This is a genomic window from Tabrizicola sp. (genome assembly GCF_030373185.1).
GTDB lineage: Bacteria > Pseudomonadota > Alphaproteobacteria > Rhodobacterales > Rhodobacteraceae > Tabrizicola.
Genome location: NZ_JAUCZH010000005.1, coordinates 84,675 through 101,225, shown reverse-complemented (window position 1 = coordinate 101,225; position 16,551 = coordinate 84,675). Strand labels below are relative to the sequence as shown.

The 16,551-nt window shown below is 64.0% G+C and carries 16 protein-coding genes; 13 read left to right on the top strand and 3 right to left on the bottom strand.

The annotated features are described in order from the left end of the window. Window positions 1-128: 128 nt before the first annotated feature. The 6 genes from ribA to QUV21_RS11470 all read left to right on the top strand — a co-directional run bounded on the left by ribA (window position 129) and on the right by QUV21_RS11470 (window position 5,283). Window positions 129-1,217: a GTP cyclohydrolase II gene (ribA, locus tag QUV21_RS11495; protein ID WP_300855068.1), complete on the top strand. Its 1,089-nt coding sequence runs from the start codon at window positions 129-131 to the stop codon at window positions 1,215-1,217. Next, window positions 1,214-1,717, top strand: a complete 504-nt coding sequence (locus QUV21_RS11490) for a L,D-transpeptidase family protein (protein WP_300855067.1) — start codon at window positions 1,214-1,216, stop codon at window positions 1,715-1,717. The genes ribA and QUV21_RS11490 overlap by 4 nt, the downstream gene beginning before the upstream one ends. 69 nt (window positions 1,718-1,786) lie before the next feature. Next, window positions 1,787-3,673: an amylosucrase gene (locus QUV21_RS11485; RefSeq protein WP_300855066.1), complete on the top strand. Its 1,887-nt coding sequence runs from the start codon at window positions 1,787-1,789 to the stop codon at window positions 3,671-3,673. A 114-nt stretch (window positions 3,674-3,787) separates the two neighbouring features. Next, on the top strand, window positions 3,788-3,994 hold the full coding sequence (locus tag QUV21_RS11480) for a hypothetical protein (protein WP_300855065.1): 207 nt from the start codon (window positions 3,788-3,790) through the stop codon (window positions 3,992-3,994). Continuing rightward, window positions 3,957-4,700 carry a hypothetical protein gene (locus QUV21_RS11475; protein WP_300855064.1) on the top strand — a complete coding sequence of 248 codons (744 nt, stop codon included), beginning with the start codon at window positions 3,957-3,959 and terminating at the stop codon, window positions 4,698-4,700. Before QUV21_RS11480 ends, QUV21_RS11475 begins: the two co-directional genes overlap by 38 nt. Window positions 4,701-4,863: 163 nt before the next feature. After that, the gene (locus tag QUV21_RS11470; protein WP_300855063.1) at window positions 4,864-5,283 is read left to right on the top strand and encodes a hypothetical protein; all 420 of its coding nucleotides are present in this window, start codon (window positions 4,864-4,866) and stop codon (window positions 5,281-5,283) included. Between the two features lie 69 nt (window positions 5,284-5,352). Here the strand turns inward: QUV21_RS11470 and QUV21_RS11465 are convergent, their stop codons facing one another. Together QUV21_RS11465 and QUV21_RS11460 are read right to left on the bottom strand one after the other, a co-directional pair. Next, a complete protein-coding gene (locus QUV21_RS11465; RefSeq protein WP_300855062.1) occupies window positions 5,353-6,018 on the bottom strand; it encodes a YggS family pyridoxal phosphate-dependent enzyme in 666 nt (221 codons plus the stop codon). A 99-nt stretch (window positions 6,019-6,117) separates the two neighbouring features. Continuing rightward, on the bottom strand, window positions 6,118-6,984 hold the full coding sequence (locus tag QUV21_RS11460; RefSeq protein WP_300855061.1) for a porin: 867 nt from the start codon (window positions 6,982-6,984) through the stop codon (window positions 6,118-6,120). Window positions 6,985-7,249: 265 nt separating this feature from the next. Here QUV21_RS11460 and QUV21_RS11455 point away from each other — a divergent pair, with 265 nt between their 5' ends. From QUV21_RS11455 to holA, 4 genes are all read left to right on the top strand, one after another. After that, window positions 7,250-7,801: a DUF3576 domain-containing protein gene (locus QUV21_RS11455; protein ID WP_300855059.1), complete on the top strand. Its 552-nt coding sequence runs from the start codon at window positions 7,250-7,252 to the stop codon at window positions 7,799-7,801. 148 nt (window positions 7,802-7,949) lie between these two features. Continuing rightward, window positions 7,950-10,580, top strand: a complete 2,631-nt coding sequence (gene leuS, locus QUV21_RS11450; protein ID WP_300855058.1) for a leucine--tRNA ligase — start codon at window positions 7,950-7,952, stop codon at window positions 10,578-10,580. Continuing rightward, window positions 10,567-11,052: an LPS assembly lipoprotein LptE gene (gene lptE / locus QUV21_RS11445; RefSeq protein WP_300855057.1), complete on the top strand. Its 486-nt coding sequence runs from the start codon at window positions 10,567-10,569 to the stop codon at window positions 11,050-11,052. Before leuS ends, lptE begins: the two co-directional genes overlap by 14 nt. After that, window positions 11,049-12,062 carry a DNA polymerase III subunit delta gene (gene holA / locus QUV21_RS11440; RefSeq protein ID WP_300855056.1) on the top strand — a complete coding sequence of 338 codons (1,014 nt, stop codon included), beginning with the start codon at window positions 11,049-11,051 and terminating at the stop codon, window positions 12,060-12,062. Before lptE ends, holA begins: the two co-directional genes overlap by 4 nt. 60 nt (window positions 12,063-12,122) lie before the next feature. On the opposite strand, the gene QUV21_RS11435 is transcribed toward holA, so the two are convergent. After that, entirely contained in the window at window positions 12,123-12,521 is a 399-nt protein-coding gene (locus QUV21_RS11435; protein ID WP_300855055.1) for an OsmC family protein, read from the bottom strand. A gap of 87 nt (window positions 12,522-12,608) precedes the next feature. Here QUV21_RS11435 and QUV21_RS11430 point away from each other — a divergent pair, with 87 nt between their 5' ends. From QUV21_RS11430 to urtB, 3 genes are all read left to right on the top strand, one after another. Continuing rightward, on the top strand, window positions 12,609-12,953 hold the full coding sequence (locus tag QUV21_RS11430) for a hypothetical protein (protein WP_300855054.1): 345 nt from the start codon (window positions 12,609-12,611) through the stop codon (window positions 12,951-12,953). Between the two features lie 307 nt (window positions 12,954-13,260). Then, complete coding sequence (gene urtA / locus QUV21_RS11425) at window positions 13,261-14,547, top strand: urea ABC transporter substrate-binding protein (protein WP_300855302.1); 1,287 nt, start codon at window positions 13,261-13,263, stop codon at window positions 14,545-14,547. A gap of 57 nt (window positions 14,548-14,604) precedes the next feature. Beyond that, window positions 14,605-16,548, top strand: coding sequence for an urea ABC transporter permease subunit UrtB (gene urtB / locus QUV21_RS11420; protein ID WP_300855052.1), 1,944 nt, complete (start codon window positions 14,605-14,607; stop codon window positions 16,546-16,548). Window positions 16,549-16,551 lie beyond the last annotated feature (3 nt).

The following is a 16,551-nucleotide window of genomic DNA, read 5'->3' as shown; positions in this document are numbered from 1 at the left end:
GTGCTGCTCTGCCGTGAAGTGAGCGCAGTTCACGCGTCACGCAAGATTTGCGACGGAAATCTCACGCGGTCGTGTCAGCTGACGGGGGAATGTTTCAATTTCGCCACCCCGGGGGTAAGGAGAAGGGCATGAGCCTGACCCTGACCATCTCTGAACGTCTTGCCCGTGTACGGGGCGATCTGCGCATGGGTGTGCCTGTGGTTCTGTCCGACACTGACGGCGCGGCCCTGATCGTTGCGGTCGAGGCGTTGGACAGCGACCGCCTGCAAGACCTCCGCGCGCTTGGATCACCCGTCCTTGCCATCACCGCGCGGCGGGCCGAAACGCTGAAAGCCCGCGCCTATGATGGCGACCTTGCCCGTATCGCGCTTCCTGCCGACGCGGGGCTTGACTGGCTGCGGGCGGTTGCGGACCCGGCGGATGATCTGCGTCTGCCGATGAAGGGGCCACTGCAATCGTTGCGCGACGGCCCGGCGAACCTGCACCGCGCGGCGCTGGCGCTGGCGAAATCGGCGCATCTTCTGCCCGCGGCACTGGTCGTGCCGGTGAAGGACGCGCTGCGGCTGGCCAGCACAAGCAGCCTGACCTTGTTGACGCTGGAGGAGATCACCCCCGCCCTTGCCGCGCTTTCCCCCTTGGCCGAGGTCGTATCGGCCCGCGTGCCGCTTGTCGCGTCCGAGGCGGGTCGCGTCCATATCTTCCGCCCCGATGATGGCGGCGACGAACATTACGCGATCGAGATCGGTCGCCCGGACCGCAGCAAACCCGTCCTTGCCCGCCTGCACTCGGCCTGTTTCACCGGCGATGTTCTGGGCAGCCTGAAATGCGACTGTGGCCCGCAACTGCGCGCGGCCCTTCAGCAGATGGGCGAAGAAGGGGCCGGGGTGCTGCTTTACCTCAATCAGGAGGGCCGGGGGATCGGACTGGCCAACAAGATGCGGGCCTACAGTCTGCAAGATCAGGGCTTTGACACCGTGGAAGCCAACCACCGCCTTGGGTTTGAAGATGACGAACGTGATTTTCGCATCGGCGCGGAAATCCTGCGCAAGATGGGCTTTTCCGCGGTTCGGCTTATGACCAACAACCCCAGGAAACTGGCGATGATGGAAGGCTGCGGCCTGCATGTCACCGAACGGGTGCCGCTGAAGGTTGGCCATACCGCCCAGAATGAGGGGTATCTGGCAACCAAGGCCTCGAAATCGGGGCATCTTTTGTGAAGCCGGAAGATCTGGTCGTCTCTCGGATGGGCTTGCGGTTCATGGGGCGGCGCTTTGCCTGCATCTTGGGCCGTGGCGGTGTCGTGGCTCCTGCGGCCAAGCGCGAAGGCGATGGGGCCACCCCCGCAGGCACCCACCGGATCGTCGGCATGCTGTATCGGCCCGACCGGCTGGCCCGCCCCGCCGACTGGGCGCTGCCAATTGGCCCCTGCGACCTGTGGTCGGATGATCCGAGGGACGAAGATTACAACCTCATGGTTCGCGCGCCGCATGGTTTCAGCCACGAACGCCTGCGCCGGGCCGATCCGATGTATGACCTGATCCTGATCACCGACTGGAACTGGCCCCACGCCGACCCGGGCCGCGGATCAGCGATCTTTGTTCACCAATGGCGCCGCCCGGGCGCGCCCACCGCTGGTTGCGTTGCCCTGTCGCGGCCTGACCTGCATTGGATCGCGCCCCGCATCACCTATCAGACTCGCCTGATCATTCATCCCTGAGGCCCGCTGAATCCACTTTCCAAACCGCTTTGGATTGCCTAACCTGCCACCAGTTACGGGAGGACGACCATGGCCAGAACGCCGTCCGGTGCGGATGACGACATCTTTGATTTGCGGCTGGCCCGATCCTCCCCTGACCTGTTCCCGATGCTGGAGGCGCTTTATGGCGCCCGCCCGGATTATCCCGCCTTTCGGGAACGGCTGACCAAGGCGCTGCGCAAGGGCTGGAAGGACCGGCCTGCCGATCTGCGCCACCTTGACCTGAAACGCGATCTGGAGCCCGACTGGTTTCAGCGCCCCGACATGGCGGGCTATGTCTTCTACATCGACCGTTTCAACGGCACGCTGCAAGGCATCCTCGACAAGCTGGATTACCTTGAAGATCTGGGCATCACTTACGTCCACCTCATGCCCTGCCTGAAACCCCGGCCCGGCGACAGCGACGGCGGCTATTCGGTGATGGACTACCGCCAGATCAACCCGGCCTTCGGCTCGATGGCCGATTTCGAGGCCGTCAGTGCAGCCCTGCGCGCGCGGGGCATGTCGCTCTGCGTGGACCTTGTGCTGAACCATACCGCCAAGGAACATGCCTGGGCGAAGAAGGCGGCGAAGGGCGATCCGAAATATCAGGACTACTACCTGATGTTCGACACGCCCGACCTGCCGAACCGGTACGAACGCAACCTGGTCGAGGTCTTCCCCGACAACGCGCCGGGCAACTTCACCCATTACCCCGAGATCGGGAAACGGGTCTGGACCACCTTCAACGAACACCAGTGGGATCTGAACTGGGCAAACCCCGCCGTCTTCCTTGAGATCGTGGAGGTCATGCTGTTTCTGGCCAACAAGGGCGTTGATGTACTGCGGCTGGATGCCGTGGCCTTCATGTGGAAGCGGATGGGAACCCGCTGCCAGTCGGAACCAGAGGTGCATATGCTGCTGCAAGCCTTGCGGGCGTGCAGCCGGATTGCCTCGGCAGCGGTGATCCATCTGGCAGAGGCGATTGTCGCCCCGGCGGAAATGCTGCCCTACCTGGGGCGCGGCAAACATGACGGGAAAGAGGGAAACCTTGCCTATCACAACAGCCTGATGGTGCAGTTCTGGTCGGCCCTTGCCACCCGCGACACAAGGCTGATGACGCATGTGCTGGCCACCCATTTCCCGGACCGGCTGACCAATGCCACCTATGCCACTTACATCCGCTGTCATGACGATATCGGCTGGGCCATCACGGATGAGGACGCTGCGGCCGTCGGTGCCTCGGGCCACGGCCACCGCAACTTCCTGTCGGATTTTTATGAAGGCAGTTTCCCCGGAACCTTTGCCAAGGGGGCGCTGTTCCAGTTCAATGAGGCGACAGGCGACAAGCGCATTTCCGGCAGCTTCGCCAGCCTTGCGGGGCTGGAGCGGGCCGAGGCCTCGGGCGATGTGGCTGGCGTGGAAATGGCGGTGCAACGCATGCTGATGGGCCATGCGCTGATTGCGGCCTGGGGCGGTATCCCGTTGATCTACATGGGGGATGAGCTGGCGCTACCCAATGACCATGGCTATCTGGATGTCCCGGAACATGCCCATGACAGCCGCTGGATTCACCGGCCCCGGATGGATTGGGCGCTTGCGGATACCCGGCATTCCGGCAACACCCCCGCCGCTCGCGTGTTCTGGGGGACAAGGCAGATCCTCGCCCGCCGTCGCGCCACCCCGGCGCTGCATGCCGCCGTGCCGATCCGCGTGGTGCCTTCGGGCAATGATGCCGTTCTGGCCTTTCAGCGCCTCGCACCGACAGGCACGCTTCTGGGACTTTTCAACTTCACAGAGCGCTGGCAGTATGTCGGCGAAGCCCCGGCCCGCGCGTTGGGGGCCACGGTGATGCATGACGCGCTGTCGGATGAGCGGGTGGAGACCCATCAGGGCCAGATCGTATTGCCGCCCTATGCAAGGGTCTGGCTTACCTGACCGCATGCAGCCAATTTTGCGCGGTGACTCAGCCCTGATACGCCCGGAAATGCTGACTGGACGCCTTTGCAGCGCAGCGCCATGCTTCTTGTGAACATCTGAATTGAGGGCCGCATGGCGCTGACAAGACGGGCGGCCCTGTTCGGAGCCGGAGCAGTCGCTGGCGTGGTCGGCACCCGCTGGCATCAGGTGATTGCTGCCCTTGATCCCCTTGGCCTTTCCCCCAAGGTCATGCAGTCAAACGCCGATTTCGGGGTGGCCTCGACTTTCTCGGTCCGTGCAGATGGCGCTGGCGGATGGCAGCCTTGTGCGCGCCTCTAGAACCGAAAACACTGACCTCTTTTCTGGCGCGATGGGCGGCTATGGCCTGATCGGCCTGATCACGGAACTGGAAGTGGAAGCCGTGCCGAACCAGCGACTTGAACCGAGGTTCCAGACCATGCCCGCCGCCGATTTCGCCGCCGCCTTCGCCGCTGTGGCGGATGGGTCGGTACCGATTGCCTACGGCAGGCTGAACATCGACCGTGAAGGGTTCTTCGATGACGCGATGCTGATGACATATCGGCCCGTCGCGGGTGAGATCCCCCCCCGCCAGTGGATCAGGCCTCCTGCCTACCGCCTCACGCGCGATCGTTCGGGCGCAGCCGGGCAACCAATGGGTAAAACGCCGCCGCTGCGGATCGAGACCGGGATCGGTGCGATGCTTGCGGGCGCCGCCAGCCGGTCATCTCTGATGAATGAACCGGTCATCACGCTGGACGACCGCGACCCGACCCGCACCGATATCCTTCACGAATACTTCGTCGCCCCCGACCTTTTCGCCGACTTCACCGCCGCCGCAAAAGAGATCATCCCCGGCAGCTGTCAGGAGCTGTTGAACATCATCTTGCGCCGGGTGTCGTCCTCGTCCTGGGCCTCGTCTCCCCCGTCGCCTGTGTCGAGACGATGTGCCGCCCGGAAGGCACCGCCGTCGCACATGCGTCGCTGGTCGGGCGGGACTGGCAGCAGGCCGAAGGCCGCACGCTGATGGCCTATCCCGAATGGCATATCGTCCACGCCTATGCCGACTATGCCGAGGTGATCCGCATGCCTACGGCTTTCTTTCTTCAGTCGCGGACTTCTGGTCCTCGACCTGTGCGCTGTCGGAAGCCTCTGGCCCCCATGGCGGTTTCCCCTGGGAGACCAGGCAGATGGTCTACACAATCGGTGTCAGCTTTACCGCAGGGTTTCTGGCCAAGGCCGGCTATGAGGAAACCCTTGGTCGTCTGTTCGTCCTCCTGCGCGGTCCGGTGCGCGCGCCGCTGGATGACATTTCCGCCCGGCAAGCTGCCGACTACGCGGTCTTCCTGCAACAGGTGCCGTGGCACAAATGGGATTTCCCGCGCGATGCGGCAGATCTGGACAAGTCCGCGTCCACCACCCTGCGGGACCGCGAGCGCCGCGTGGCGCTTGGGCTGGGTCGCCACCTTGGCCCTTGTCATGCGGCTGGGGGGAGAGGCTCCTGCGGCGTTGGTCTTGCTGCCCCCCGATGGGCTGATCCGCGCACTTCCCGACGGGATGGCCGTGGTCAGTGCCGGTCCGGTCAGCGTCACGTTGCGCGGCGGGGCTGACCTTGTGGCCACGCTTTACGCACTTGGCGCGCCAGTGGTCCTGCCTGCGGGGTTGACCGGTTGCCTGCCTCAGCCCGCCCTTGGCGGATAGTTCCGCGCACCGAAGATGGCGCTGCCAACCCGGATATGCGTGGCACCATGCGCAATCGCGGCTTCAAAGTCGCTGCTCATCCCCATCGAAAGGCTGGTCAGCCCGTGATCCGACGCCATTGCCGCAAGCATCGCGAAATGCGGCGTGGCATCTTCGGCTTCGGGGGGGATGCACATCAGGCCGTTGATCGGCAGGTCCATTGTCCGGCAATCGGCCAGGAATCCGGCCAGATCGCCCGGCAGAACCCCGGCCTTCTGCGGCTCTTTGCCGGTGTTGACCTGCACGAACAGTTTCGGGCAGGCCCCGCGCGACTGGGCCAGCGCGGCCAGCTTTTGCGCCAGTGAGGGGCGGTCAACGGTATGGACCGCGTCAAACAGATCGACCGCCAGCCTGGCCTTGTTGGTCTGCAACGGGCCGATCATATGCACCGCGACCGGGCCGAACCGCGCGCGAAGGCCGGGCCATTTGCCCGCCGCCTCTTGCACATAGTTCTCGCCAAAGACGCGGTGGCCCGCTTCCAGCACCGCGACAACACGGTCCAGCGGCTGCACCTTTGACACCGCGATCAGGGTGACAGACCCTTCGGCCCGCCCCGCCGCCTGTTCCGCCGCCCGCACCCGTTGCGTGATTTCAGCCAGACCCATCCTGCCCCCCGCTATTCTGGCCAGACCCTAGCCCCGTCGCACAAAAAGAAAAGGGCGGACCCGAAGGTCCGCCCTTTCCGCAAGTCTGATCCCGAGGGATTAGAACGAGAACGACAGACCCATGTCCCAGACGGTCTCGCCGCGGACGTCACCAACGCCGCCCTTGACTTCAGCACCACCGCCGAGGTCGTAAGCTGCACCGATACCATAGGAAGCGTCGGCTTCGGCGCTTCCGTCGGCAACGGCGGCCGACAGGGTCAGCGCATCAACGGCATAGGTCATGTACACGCCATATGCGTCCTGGTTTGCACCAGCCGCATCAGGATTCCATTCCGACCACATTGCAGACACACCGAAGGCACCAAAGCTACCGCCAGCGTACACCGAGGTCACGGTGCCAGCAGCAAGCGAGACGTTGTCGTCGTTGTAGCCAAGGCCGACATAGGCGTCGCCGAAGCTGTACTTCACACCAACGGCATAGCCGTCGCCTTCACCGCCAGCACCGATGTGGGCCGACAGGGCCAGCATCAGGGCGCCAGCCGAGTAGGTGTAGTTCACGTCATGCGATTCACGGCCAGCGCTGTCGCCGCTGTAGGATTCAGCAACGTTGTCAATGCCGAGGCCGACAAGACCGATGTCCGACAGGGTGGCAACTTCGTCAGCTTCGGCAACCGAACCCATCGACAGTTTGCCGAAAGCGCCCGAGATGTACACCGAGGTGCCGTCATCGTTCAGGCCGCCGTCGGTGTCATAGACGCCGATCGTGGTGTCGAAGCCGAACGCCAGACCGGCATCGGTTTCACCCGAGGCGCTGAAGGTCAGATACGTTTCCATGATCGAACGTACGCCATCGACTCCGCCGTCGTCGCCAACGCCCATCACGGCCGAACCCGACAGCGCGATTTCTGCGGAAGCTGCACCAGCGAACATCACCAGAGCGCTCGTCGCGAGAAGAACCTTTTTCATGTTTTCCCTCTTTCTTCAAGGTAAGCCCGCCGCAGGGGAATCCGCAGGGGAATGGACGTTATTTCGCCGCTGCCGCCCCCGAATGCAACGCCAACAGACAGCCGGTTTCAAAACGACGGAAAGTTGGTGCAGCAAAGCCACAGGTCAGGAATCGCCCGCCCTGCCGCCGCGCACGCCTGCCCAGCGGCCCATAAAGGCGCGAAAGGCCTTGGCAGGCAGGGGAGGCTCGGCTAGACAGCAAGGCACGGGAACTGAGGATGGCTTCATGATCTTGCAGCAACTTGGACGGATGGCGCTGGCAACAGGGCTGGCCTTTTCGCTCGCTGCCTGCGGGGGCGGGTTTGCCAGTGGCGACAGCGGGCTGTTCCGCCGTGGCCCGTCGATTCCTTCGGAAGGGCAGATGACCAGCAAGGAACGCGCCGACGCCCAGCGCGCCGCACTCGCCGAAGCTACCGGTGCGAATGAGCGCAAATCAACGCTTTGGGATCTGTTCTCGGACGCAGACAACCCGAACACCACGGTCGAGGTGAACAAGTATATCTGGCAGGCCAGCCTTGAAGTGCTGAACTTCCTGCCGGTCGAATCGGTCGATCCGTTCACCGGGGTGATCATCACCGGTTATGGCCGCCCGCCAGGTGGGGGCCGCGCCTACCGCGCAACGGTCTATGTGCAGGATCCGGCGCTGGATGCGCGCAGCCTGAAGGTGGCGTTGCAAGGCCAGGGCGGTGCGGCGGTGGCACCCGAGACCGTCCGCGCGGTCGAAGACGCAATCCTGACCCGCGCCCGCCAGCTGCGGATTCGCGACAGCAAGCTTTGACGTCAGGCTGCAACGGCAGGCAAGCGGGGGCCAGCCCCCGCACCCCCGGGATATTTTCGCAGAGAGGAAGACCGGCGCGGCGGCAGGGGTGGACCTTCGCCCCGCGCTCTGTGTAATTGCGCGCGGTAATCCGCAACGAGGCTCCCAGATGTCGCGCTATGACCCATCCGTGATCGAACCCAGGTGGCAAGAGGCCTGGGACAAGGCCGGGGCCTTCACCGCGCGGCGCGATCCAGCGAAGCCCAAGTATTATGTGCTGGAGATGTTTCCCTATCCGTCAGGGCGCATCCACATGGGCCATGTGCGCAACTATACGATGGGCGACGTGGTGGCGCGGACCAAGCTGGCGCAGGGGTATTCGGTCCTGCATCCGATGGGCTGGGACGCCTTCGGCATGCCCGCCGAGAATGCCGCGATGGAACGGGGTGGCCATCCGAAGGACTGGACCTACGGCAACATCGCCGACATGAAGGCGCAGATGAAGCCCTTGGGGTTGAGCATCGACTGGTCGCGCGAGCTTGCGACCTGTGACCCGGAATATTACGGCCAGCAGCAGGCCATGTTCATCGACATGATGGAAGCCGGGCTGGTCTACCGCAAGGCGGCGGTCGTCAACTGGGATCCGGTTGACATGACGGTTCTGGCAAATGAGCAGGTGATCGACGGCAAAGGCTGGCGGTCGGGTGCCGTGGTGGAACGGCGCGAGTTGACCCAGTGGTTCTTCAAGATCAGCGATTATTCGGAGGAGTTGCTGTCGGCTTTGGACGGGCTGACGCATTGGCCGGAAAAGGTGCGTCTGATGCAGGCGAACTGGATCGGCAAGTCCAGGGGCTTGCAGTTCGGGTTCAAGACCGTTGGCGCCCCGGCCGGGTTTGACACTCTGGAGGTCTATACGACGCGCCCCGATACGCTGATGGGAGCCAGCTTTGCGGCGATTTCGGCGGATCACCCCTTGGCCAGGGCGCTGGAGGGTGACCCGAAGATTGCCGCCTTTGTCGCCGAATGTCGCCGGGGCGGGACGTCGGCCGAGGAAATCGAGACAGCCGAGAAGATCGGCTATGACACCGGCATCCGGGTGCAGCATCCGCTTGATCCCAATTGGGAATTGCCGGTCTGGATTGCCAATTTCATCTTGATGGACTACGGCACCGGTGCGATTTTCGGCTGCCCCGCGCATGACCAGCGGGATTTCGATTTCGCCACCAAGTATCGCCTGCCGATCAAGGCGGTTTTCGCTGCTGATGGGGCTGAAGACGCCGCGCTGGCCGAGGCTTATGTGCCGATGAAATCCGAACGCGTGCGCTATGTGCGCGGCTTTGCCGGTGCCGAGGTGCAGACCGGTGACGAGGCCGTCGCCACCGCCATCGCCCATGCCGAAACCCACGGCTACGGCACGGGTGTCACCAAGTTCCGCCTGCGCGACTGGGGCGTCAGCCGCCAGCGCTATTGGGGTTGCCCGATCCCGGTGATCCATTGCGCCGGCTGCGGCGTGGTGCCGGAGGCCAAGGCGAATCTGCCGATCGAACTCCCGTATGACGTCAGCTTTGATGTTCCCGGCAACCCCTTGGACCGGCATCCGACATGGCGTGACTGCACCTGCCCCAAGTGTGGTGCTGCGGCCCGGCGCGAGACGGACACGATGGATACCTTCGTGGATTCAAGCTGGTATTACGCCCGCTTCACCGCGCCACGCGCGACCACGCCGACTGTGCTGGAAGACGCCGACTACTGGATGAACGTCGACCAGTATATCGGAGGGATCGAACACGCGATCCTTCACCTGCTGTATTCCCGCTTCTTTGCCCGGGCGATGCACAAGACCGGCCACCTGCCTGCCAAGGCCATCGAGCCGTTCAACGCGCTGTTCACCCAAGGGATGGTGACGCATGAGATCTACATGACCCGGGACGCGCAGGGTCGCCCGGTCTATCACCTGCCCGAGGACGTGACAGTCTTCAACGTGGCAGACCGCAGGATCGTCGTGAAGGGCAATGTGCCGCCGCCCGTGGACATGATCGACGACGTCGATGCCTTCATCCGCGCCCTGAGCGACGAAGGGCTGCTGGTCGAAGTCATCCCTTCAGCCAAGATGTCGAAATCAAAGAAGAATGTCGTGGACCCCAACGACATCATCGCCGCCTATGGGGCCGACACCGCGCGCTGGTTCGTGATGTCGGACTCGCCACCCGAACGCGACGTGGAATGGACGGCAAGTGGCGCCGAGGCTGCGTTCAAGCACCTTAACCGCGTCTGGACGCTTTGTGACCGCATCGGCCAGATGCCCGCCGATCATCAGGGCGAGGGCGACAATGACCTGGCCCGCGCCACCGCCAAGGCCATCGACGAGGTGACGAAAGGGATCGAAGGCTTTGCCTTCAACAAGGCCATCGCCTCGCTTTACGCCTTTGCCAACACGCTGGCCAAGGCCAACGCCTCGACCCCGGTGATGAAGGAGGCCATCCGCACGCTGGCAAAACTGATGTCTCCGATGACGCCGCATATCGCCGAGGATATCTGGGCCTATCAGGGCGGCATCGGCCTTTGCGCAGAGGCCCCATGGCCCAAGGCCGACCCGGCGCTTCTTGTCGACGATACCGTGACCTTGCCGATCCAGATCAACGGCAAGCGGCGGGCGGAAATCAGCGTGCCGAAGGATATGCCGATTCCCGAGGTTGAAAAGATCGCGCTGGCGGATGAAGCTGTGATCAGGTTTCTTGCCGGGCAGCCGGTGAAGAAGATCATCGTCGTTCCGGGCCGCATCATCAATGTCGTTGCTTGACCGCCGCGCTTTCCTGATCATGCCGCTGGCGCTTGCCGCCTGCGGCTTCACCCCGGCCTATGCGCCGGGCGGAGCCGCGACGGCACTTCTTGGCACCGTCCGCGCGCAAGACCCGACCGACAAGAACGCCTTCGATCTGGTCGAACGGCTGGAAGAACGCCTTGGGCGACCGGAAAACCACCGCTACGACCTTGCCTACACCATCCAGACCGAGGCTGTTGGCGTCGGCATCACCACGGAAAACGAAATCACCCGGTTCAACCTGAAGGGCGTGATCGACTACACGCTGACAGACAGGGCATCGGGCGCCCGTCTTGCCGGTGGCAGGGTGCAAAGTTTCACCGCCTATTCGGCCACCGGATCAACCGTCGCGGGTCTTGCCGCCGAGGAGGACGCCGCCTTCCGCCTGATGCGGATTCTGGCTGACCAGATCACCGCCCGCCTGATCGCCGTTTCCACCAGCCTGCCATGATCCTGAAAGGGGCCGAGGCCAGCCGCTATTGCGCCAAGCCTGATCCTGGGCGCGCGGGGCTTTTGATCTTTGGTGCCGATGCCATGCGTGTGGCGCTGAAACGGCAAGAGGCGATTGCCGCTCTGATCGGCCCGGATGGGCCGGGCGAAATGCGCCTGACGCGGATGTCCGGGGCAGAGTTGCGCAAGGACGGCAGCCTGCTTCTGGATGCGATCAAGGCCACCGGGTTTTTCCCCGGCCCGCGTGTGGCCTTCCTTGAAGACGCCACCGACGGGCTGACCGATACCGTCGCCACCGCGCTGAAGGACTGGAAGCCCGGCGATGCGCAGATTGTCGTCACCGCTGGCAACCTGACGGGCAAATCCGCGCTGAAGACCCTGTTCGAAAAGCATCCCGCCGCAGTTTGCATCGGCCTTTACGACGAACCCCCGGGGCGTGAGGAAATCGAAGCCGCGCTGAAGACCGCAGGCCTTGCCAACATCGACCGCGAGGCGATGACGGACCTGACCACCCTAGCCCGCGCGCTGGATCCGGGCGATTTTCGCCAGACGCTGGAAAAGATCGCGCTTTACAAATGGGGAGATGCCTCGCCCCTGACCCCCGCCGATGTCGCCGCAATGGCCCCCGCCACGATCGAGGCCGAGGTGGATGATCTGATCGCCGCCGTGGCCGATGCCCGGACCGAGGCGATCGGCCCGCTGTTTCGCAGGCTGGAGGGGCAGGGCGTCTTGCCCGTCACCATCTGTATCGGCGCGCTCCGGCATTTTCGCATCCTGCACGCCGCCGCAAGCGACCCGCAGGGTCCGGGCGCCGGAATTCAGCGGGCGCGGGTGAATTTCAAGCAAAAGGATGCGATGGGCCGTCAGGCGGGCCAATGGGGCAGCCGTGCGCTTGAAACCGCCGTGTCGCTCTTGTTGGAGACCGACCTTACGCTTCGCTCTGCCAGCCGCGCGCCCGGCATGGCGGTGATGGAACGCGCCCTGATCCGCATCGCAATGACCCGGCGTTAGACGCCAAGGGCAGAACCTTGGCCCAAGCTTAAACCGGAGTTCCCGCTGATCCTCGGCACATCAAGCCCGCCTGATTGTCCCGGTCAGCGGCACCGCCCCCGCCAGCGTGTTCGAAATCGTTCCGTATTTCAGGATGTTGCGGTGCAGAAGGTCAAGCCTCGGTCCCCGTTCATCGGTCGCGACGATGATCTCATAGCTGATCGACACCAGCTTTGGCGGGGCATCCTGCCGTTCCGCCTGCAACCGGACCTCGACCCCGTCAAAGGCGAAGTCCAGCATCGGAGACACCCGTTCAACCCCCTTGATCATGCAGGCCGCCAAGGCGGACAGCAGCAGTTCCACCGGGTTCATCGCCTCGGGCCGCCCGGCAAGATCCGTTCCCAGCGCCACCTCGGCCCCATGCGCCATTGCCAAACTTCCGGTCGCGTCCACCCGGCGGGCGGTCACTTGGTATTGCATGTCACACCCCTGCCTTGCCTATCCATGGCGTCCATTGACAGTCAACCGCCCGGACAAGAACAATGCGCCCCTTGAAGGAGCCATGCCTTGACCCAGCGCAAACCGGAACCGACCCCGATCCAGACCTTCCTCGCCCCGCTGGCGGCCCTTGCCCGCAAACAGCGCGAGATCGAGGCGCTGGTGTTCTGGGGTGACGCGCAGGGTTGGGACGACCAACCGACCGAGGCACTGGAGGCCGAAGAGATCACCTTTTACGCCGAAGGTCTGCTGGAAGACGGGTTCCACCTGATCTGGACAGTGGTTGCTCTGGCCGATGCGCCCGGTCTGCCAGACCACATCCGGCTTCAGTTCTGGCAGGATTCGGGGCCACCCCCACCCCCCCTCGCACCGGGCTGGTCAGCGATTGGCTCGGGACACTGGACCGCCAGTTAGCTCCGGCACGGGCCGCCCCACTCTTCGCAACTGCCGCAAAACCGCGCTGCGCCGCAGAATCCTGCCGAATAAAGCGGCAAACGACGCCAAACGCGCCGCGCCAGCCCGCCTGACATTGCCGCAAGCCCCCCCTTGGCCTCTGCTGCACCTGCACGGCCTTTTGATGGCCGGGGTGTGCGGTGGCGACAGGTCTTGGAGGACATCACCACCGCACGGGTGCAACCAGGGTTGCCGTCCAGATATGGCGCATCTTCCGCGGAATGGAAGGGCCAGAGGCGGCCAAGTGACAGGGGATCACGACATGAATTTGACCAGACGCACACTTTTGACCAGCGCCGCCGCTGCTGCTGCCCTCTCGCTGCCACGCATTTCCTTTGCGCAAGGCGAGACGATCAAGGTCGGCGTGCTACATTCGCTGTCCGGGACGATGGCAATTTCGGAAACCACGCTGAAAGACACCATGCTGATGCTGATCGAAGCGCAGAACGCCAAGGGTGGCCTTCTGGGCAAACAGCTTGAGGCGGTGGTCGTTGACCCGGCCTCGGATTGGCCGCTTTTTGCGGAAAAGGCGCGGGAACTGCTGACCGTATCGAACGTCGACGTGATGTTCGGCTGCTGGACCTCGGTGTCGCGCAAGTCCGTGCTGCCGGTGATCGAAGAGCTGAACGGCCTTCTGTTCTATCCTGTGCAATACGAAGGCGAGGAATCGTCGAAGAACGTGTTCTACACCGGCGCCGCCCCGAACCAGCAGGCGATCCCGGCGGTGGACTACTACCTTGAGGAACTGGGCGTCACCAAATTCGCCCTTCTCGGCACCGACTATGTCTATCCGCGCACCACGAACAACATTCTCGAGGCCTACCTGATCTCCAAGGGCATCCCGAAGGAAGACATCTTCGTCAACTACACCCCCTTCGGTCATTCCGACTGGTCGAAGATCGTGGGCGACGTGGTGGCGCTGGGGGCGGATGGCAAGAAGGTCGGCGTCATCTCCACCATCAACGGCGATGCCAACATCGGCTTCTACAAGGAACTCGCGGCCGCCGGCGTCACTGCCGACACGCTGCCGGTTGTCGCCTTCTCGGTCGGGGAAGAAGAGCTTTCGGGCCTCGACACCACCAACCTCGCCGGGCATCTGGCCGCCTGGAACTACTTCATGTCGGCCGATACCCCGGAAAACGCGGCCTTCATCGCCGCGTGGAAGGCCTTCATCAAGGACGATGCCCGCGTCACCAACGACCCGATGGAAGCGCATTACATCGGCTTCAACATGTGGGTGAACGCGGTCACCGCCGCAGGGACGACAGATGTTGACGCGGTGTCCGCCGCGATGATCGGGCAGGAATTCCCGAACCTGACCGGCGGGATGGCCAAGATGCTGCCCAACCACCACCTGACCAAGCCCGTGCTGATCGGCGAGATCCGCGCCGATGGCCAGTTCGACATCATCAGCCAGACCGACCCGGTCCCAGGCGACGCCTGGACCGACTATCTGCCGGAATCGGCCGTGCTGGAGGCCGACTGGGCCGAGCTGAAATGCGGGATGTACAACACCGAAACGCAGACCTGCGTGCAGTTGAAGTCGAACTACTGACCTCACAGCCGGGAGGGGGAAGCCCCTCCCGCGCCACCTCAAGTCACCGGAAGTCCCATGCGATTGACCGCCCTTATCGTCGCGGCCACCCTTTGGCTTGCGCCCGCGCTTGCCTTTGCCGAAGGCCAGGCGGCGCAGATCATCGCCGAAAACCGTGACCAGATCGAAAAGCCGTCACGCCAGACCATCGGGCCGGTGATCACGGCACTTGCCGCCAGCGGCGACCCGATGGCCGATGATATCCTTTCGGCCTGGGCCGACAAGCGGCTGGTGATCCGAAAAGCCGACAACGCCCTCTTGCTGGCCACACCTGACGGTGACGGTCTCAGCCTTTCCGCGCTGGATGGCACCCCCGCTGGCACCGCCACCAAGGCCGACCTGACCGAGCTGAAGCCCAACGCCGGTGTCCGTGGCCTGATCGCCGCCGCCCTCGTCCAGTTCACCCTGACCGACCCCGATCCTGCCCGCCGCGCCGCCGCGCTGACCTCGATCGCCCGCGACCCCACGGCCGAGACGTTGGAACCCCTCCGCGCCGCGATCGAGACAGAGACCGACCCCGCACTGAAAGCCCAGAAACAGCGCCTCGAACGATTCCTGACCCTGCGCTTCGACCCCGACCCGGAAGCCCGGGTTGCGGCAATCGAAAGCCTTGGCTCCGACACCGCGCTGGATGTGCGCGCGGCACTGAACCCGCTTGTTGCCACGACGCGCATCGCGGGCGCGGGCGCGCCTCAGGGCCAGAACGTCGCCCGCAGTCTGACCATTGGCCGCGACCTGAACGATTCAGAAGCCTATGCTCTGCTGGTCGCAGCCAACCTCGCCCCGGCCCGCCTGACCTTGCAAGAGCAGCGCGATGCGCTTCTGGCAAATGTCGTCAATGGCACCATCGGTGGCATCCCGGTGGCCGAGCTGAACACCCAGGCTGCCCGTGACCGCGCCTATACCGCGCTTGAGGCCGCAGGTACTGTCGCCGCCGCCGCCACCGATGATGAGGCGAAGGCCGCCCTCGCCGCGCATCGTTTCTTCGACGTCTATGTTGAACCGGACCCAACCGTCACCGATGCCGCCCGCGCTGCCCTCACCCGCATCGACCGCAAGGTCAGCGTCATGCAGGCCGCCGACCTTGGCCTTGACGCCCTGTCGCTGGCGGCAATCTTCTTTCTTGCCGCCATCGGCCTTGCCATCACCTTCGGCGTGATGGGCGTGATCAACATGGCCCATGGCGAGTTCATCACCATGGGCGCCTATACCGGCTTTGTGGTGCAACTTTTCGTGCCGGACTACACTCTGTCGATCCTCATCGCCCTCCCCCTTGCCTTCGTGGTGACCTTCGGCGCGGGGGTGGCGATGGAACGCCTTGTCATCCGCCACCTCTACAAACGCCCGCTGGAGACGCTTCTGGCCACCTTCGGCATCTCGATCGCGCTGCAACAGATCCTGAAGAACGTCTTCGGAACCCAGGCACGCCCCCTGACCGCGCCGGGATGGCTCGACGGCTCGCTCACCTTCAACGACGTGGTGTCGATCAGCTACATCCGCATCGCGATTTTCGTCCTCGCCCTCGTGTTCCTGATGTTCTTCCTCTACCTGATGAAGCGCACCCGCCTTGGGCTGGAGGTTCGTGCCGTCACGCAAAACCCCGCAATGGCGGCAAGCATGGGCATCAACCCCGACCGCATCAACATGCTGACCTTCGGTCTCGGCTCCGGCATCGCCGGCATCGCGGGGGTCGCCATCGGCCTTTACGCAAAGGTCACCTCGGAAATGGGCGCCGACTACATCGTCCAATCCTTCATGACCGTCGTCGTCGGCGGCGTCGGCAACGTCTGGGGAACCCTGGCCGGGGCCACGATGATCGGAAGCCTGCAAAAGCTGATCGAGTTCCTGAACCCCTCCAACACCCTTGCGGCTCAGACCTACATGATCCTCTTCATCATCCTTTTCATCCAGTTCCGCCCCCGGGGGATCATCGCCCTCCGCGGCCGCGCAGCGGGAGATTGATCC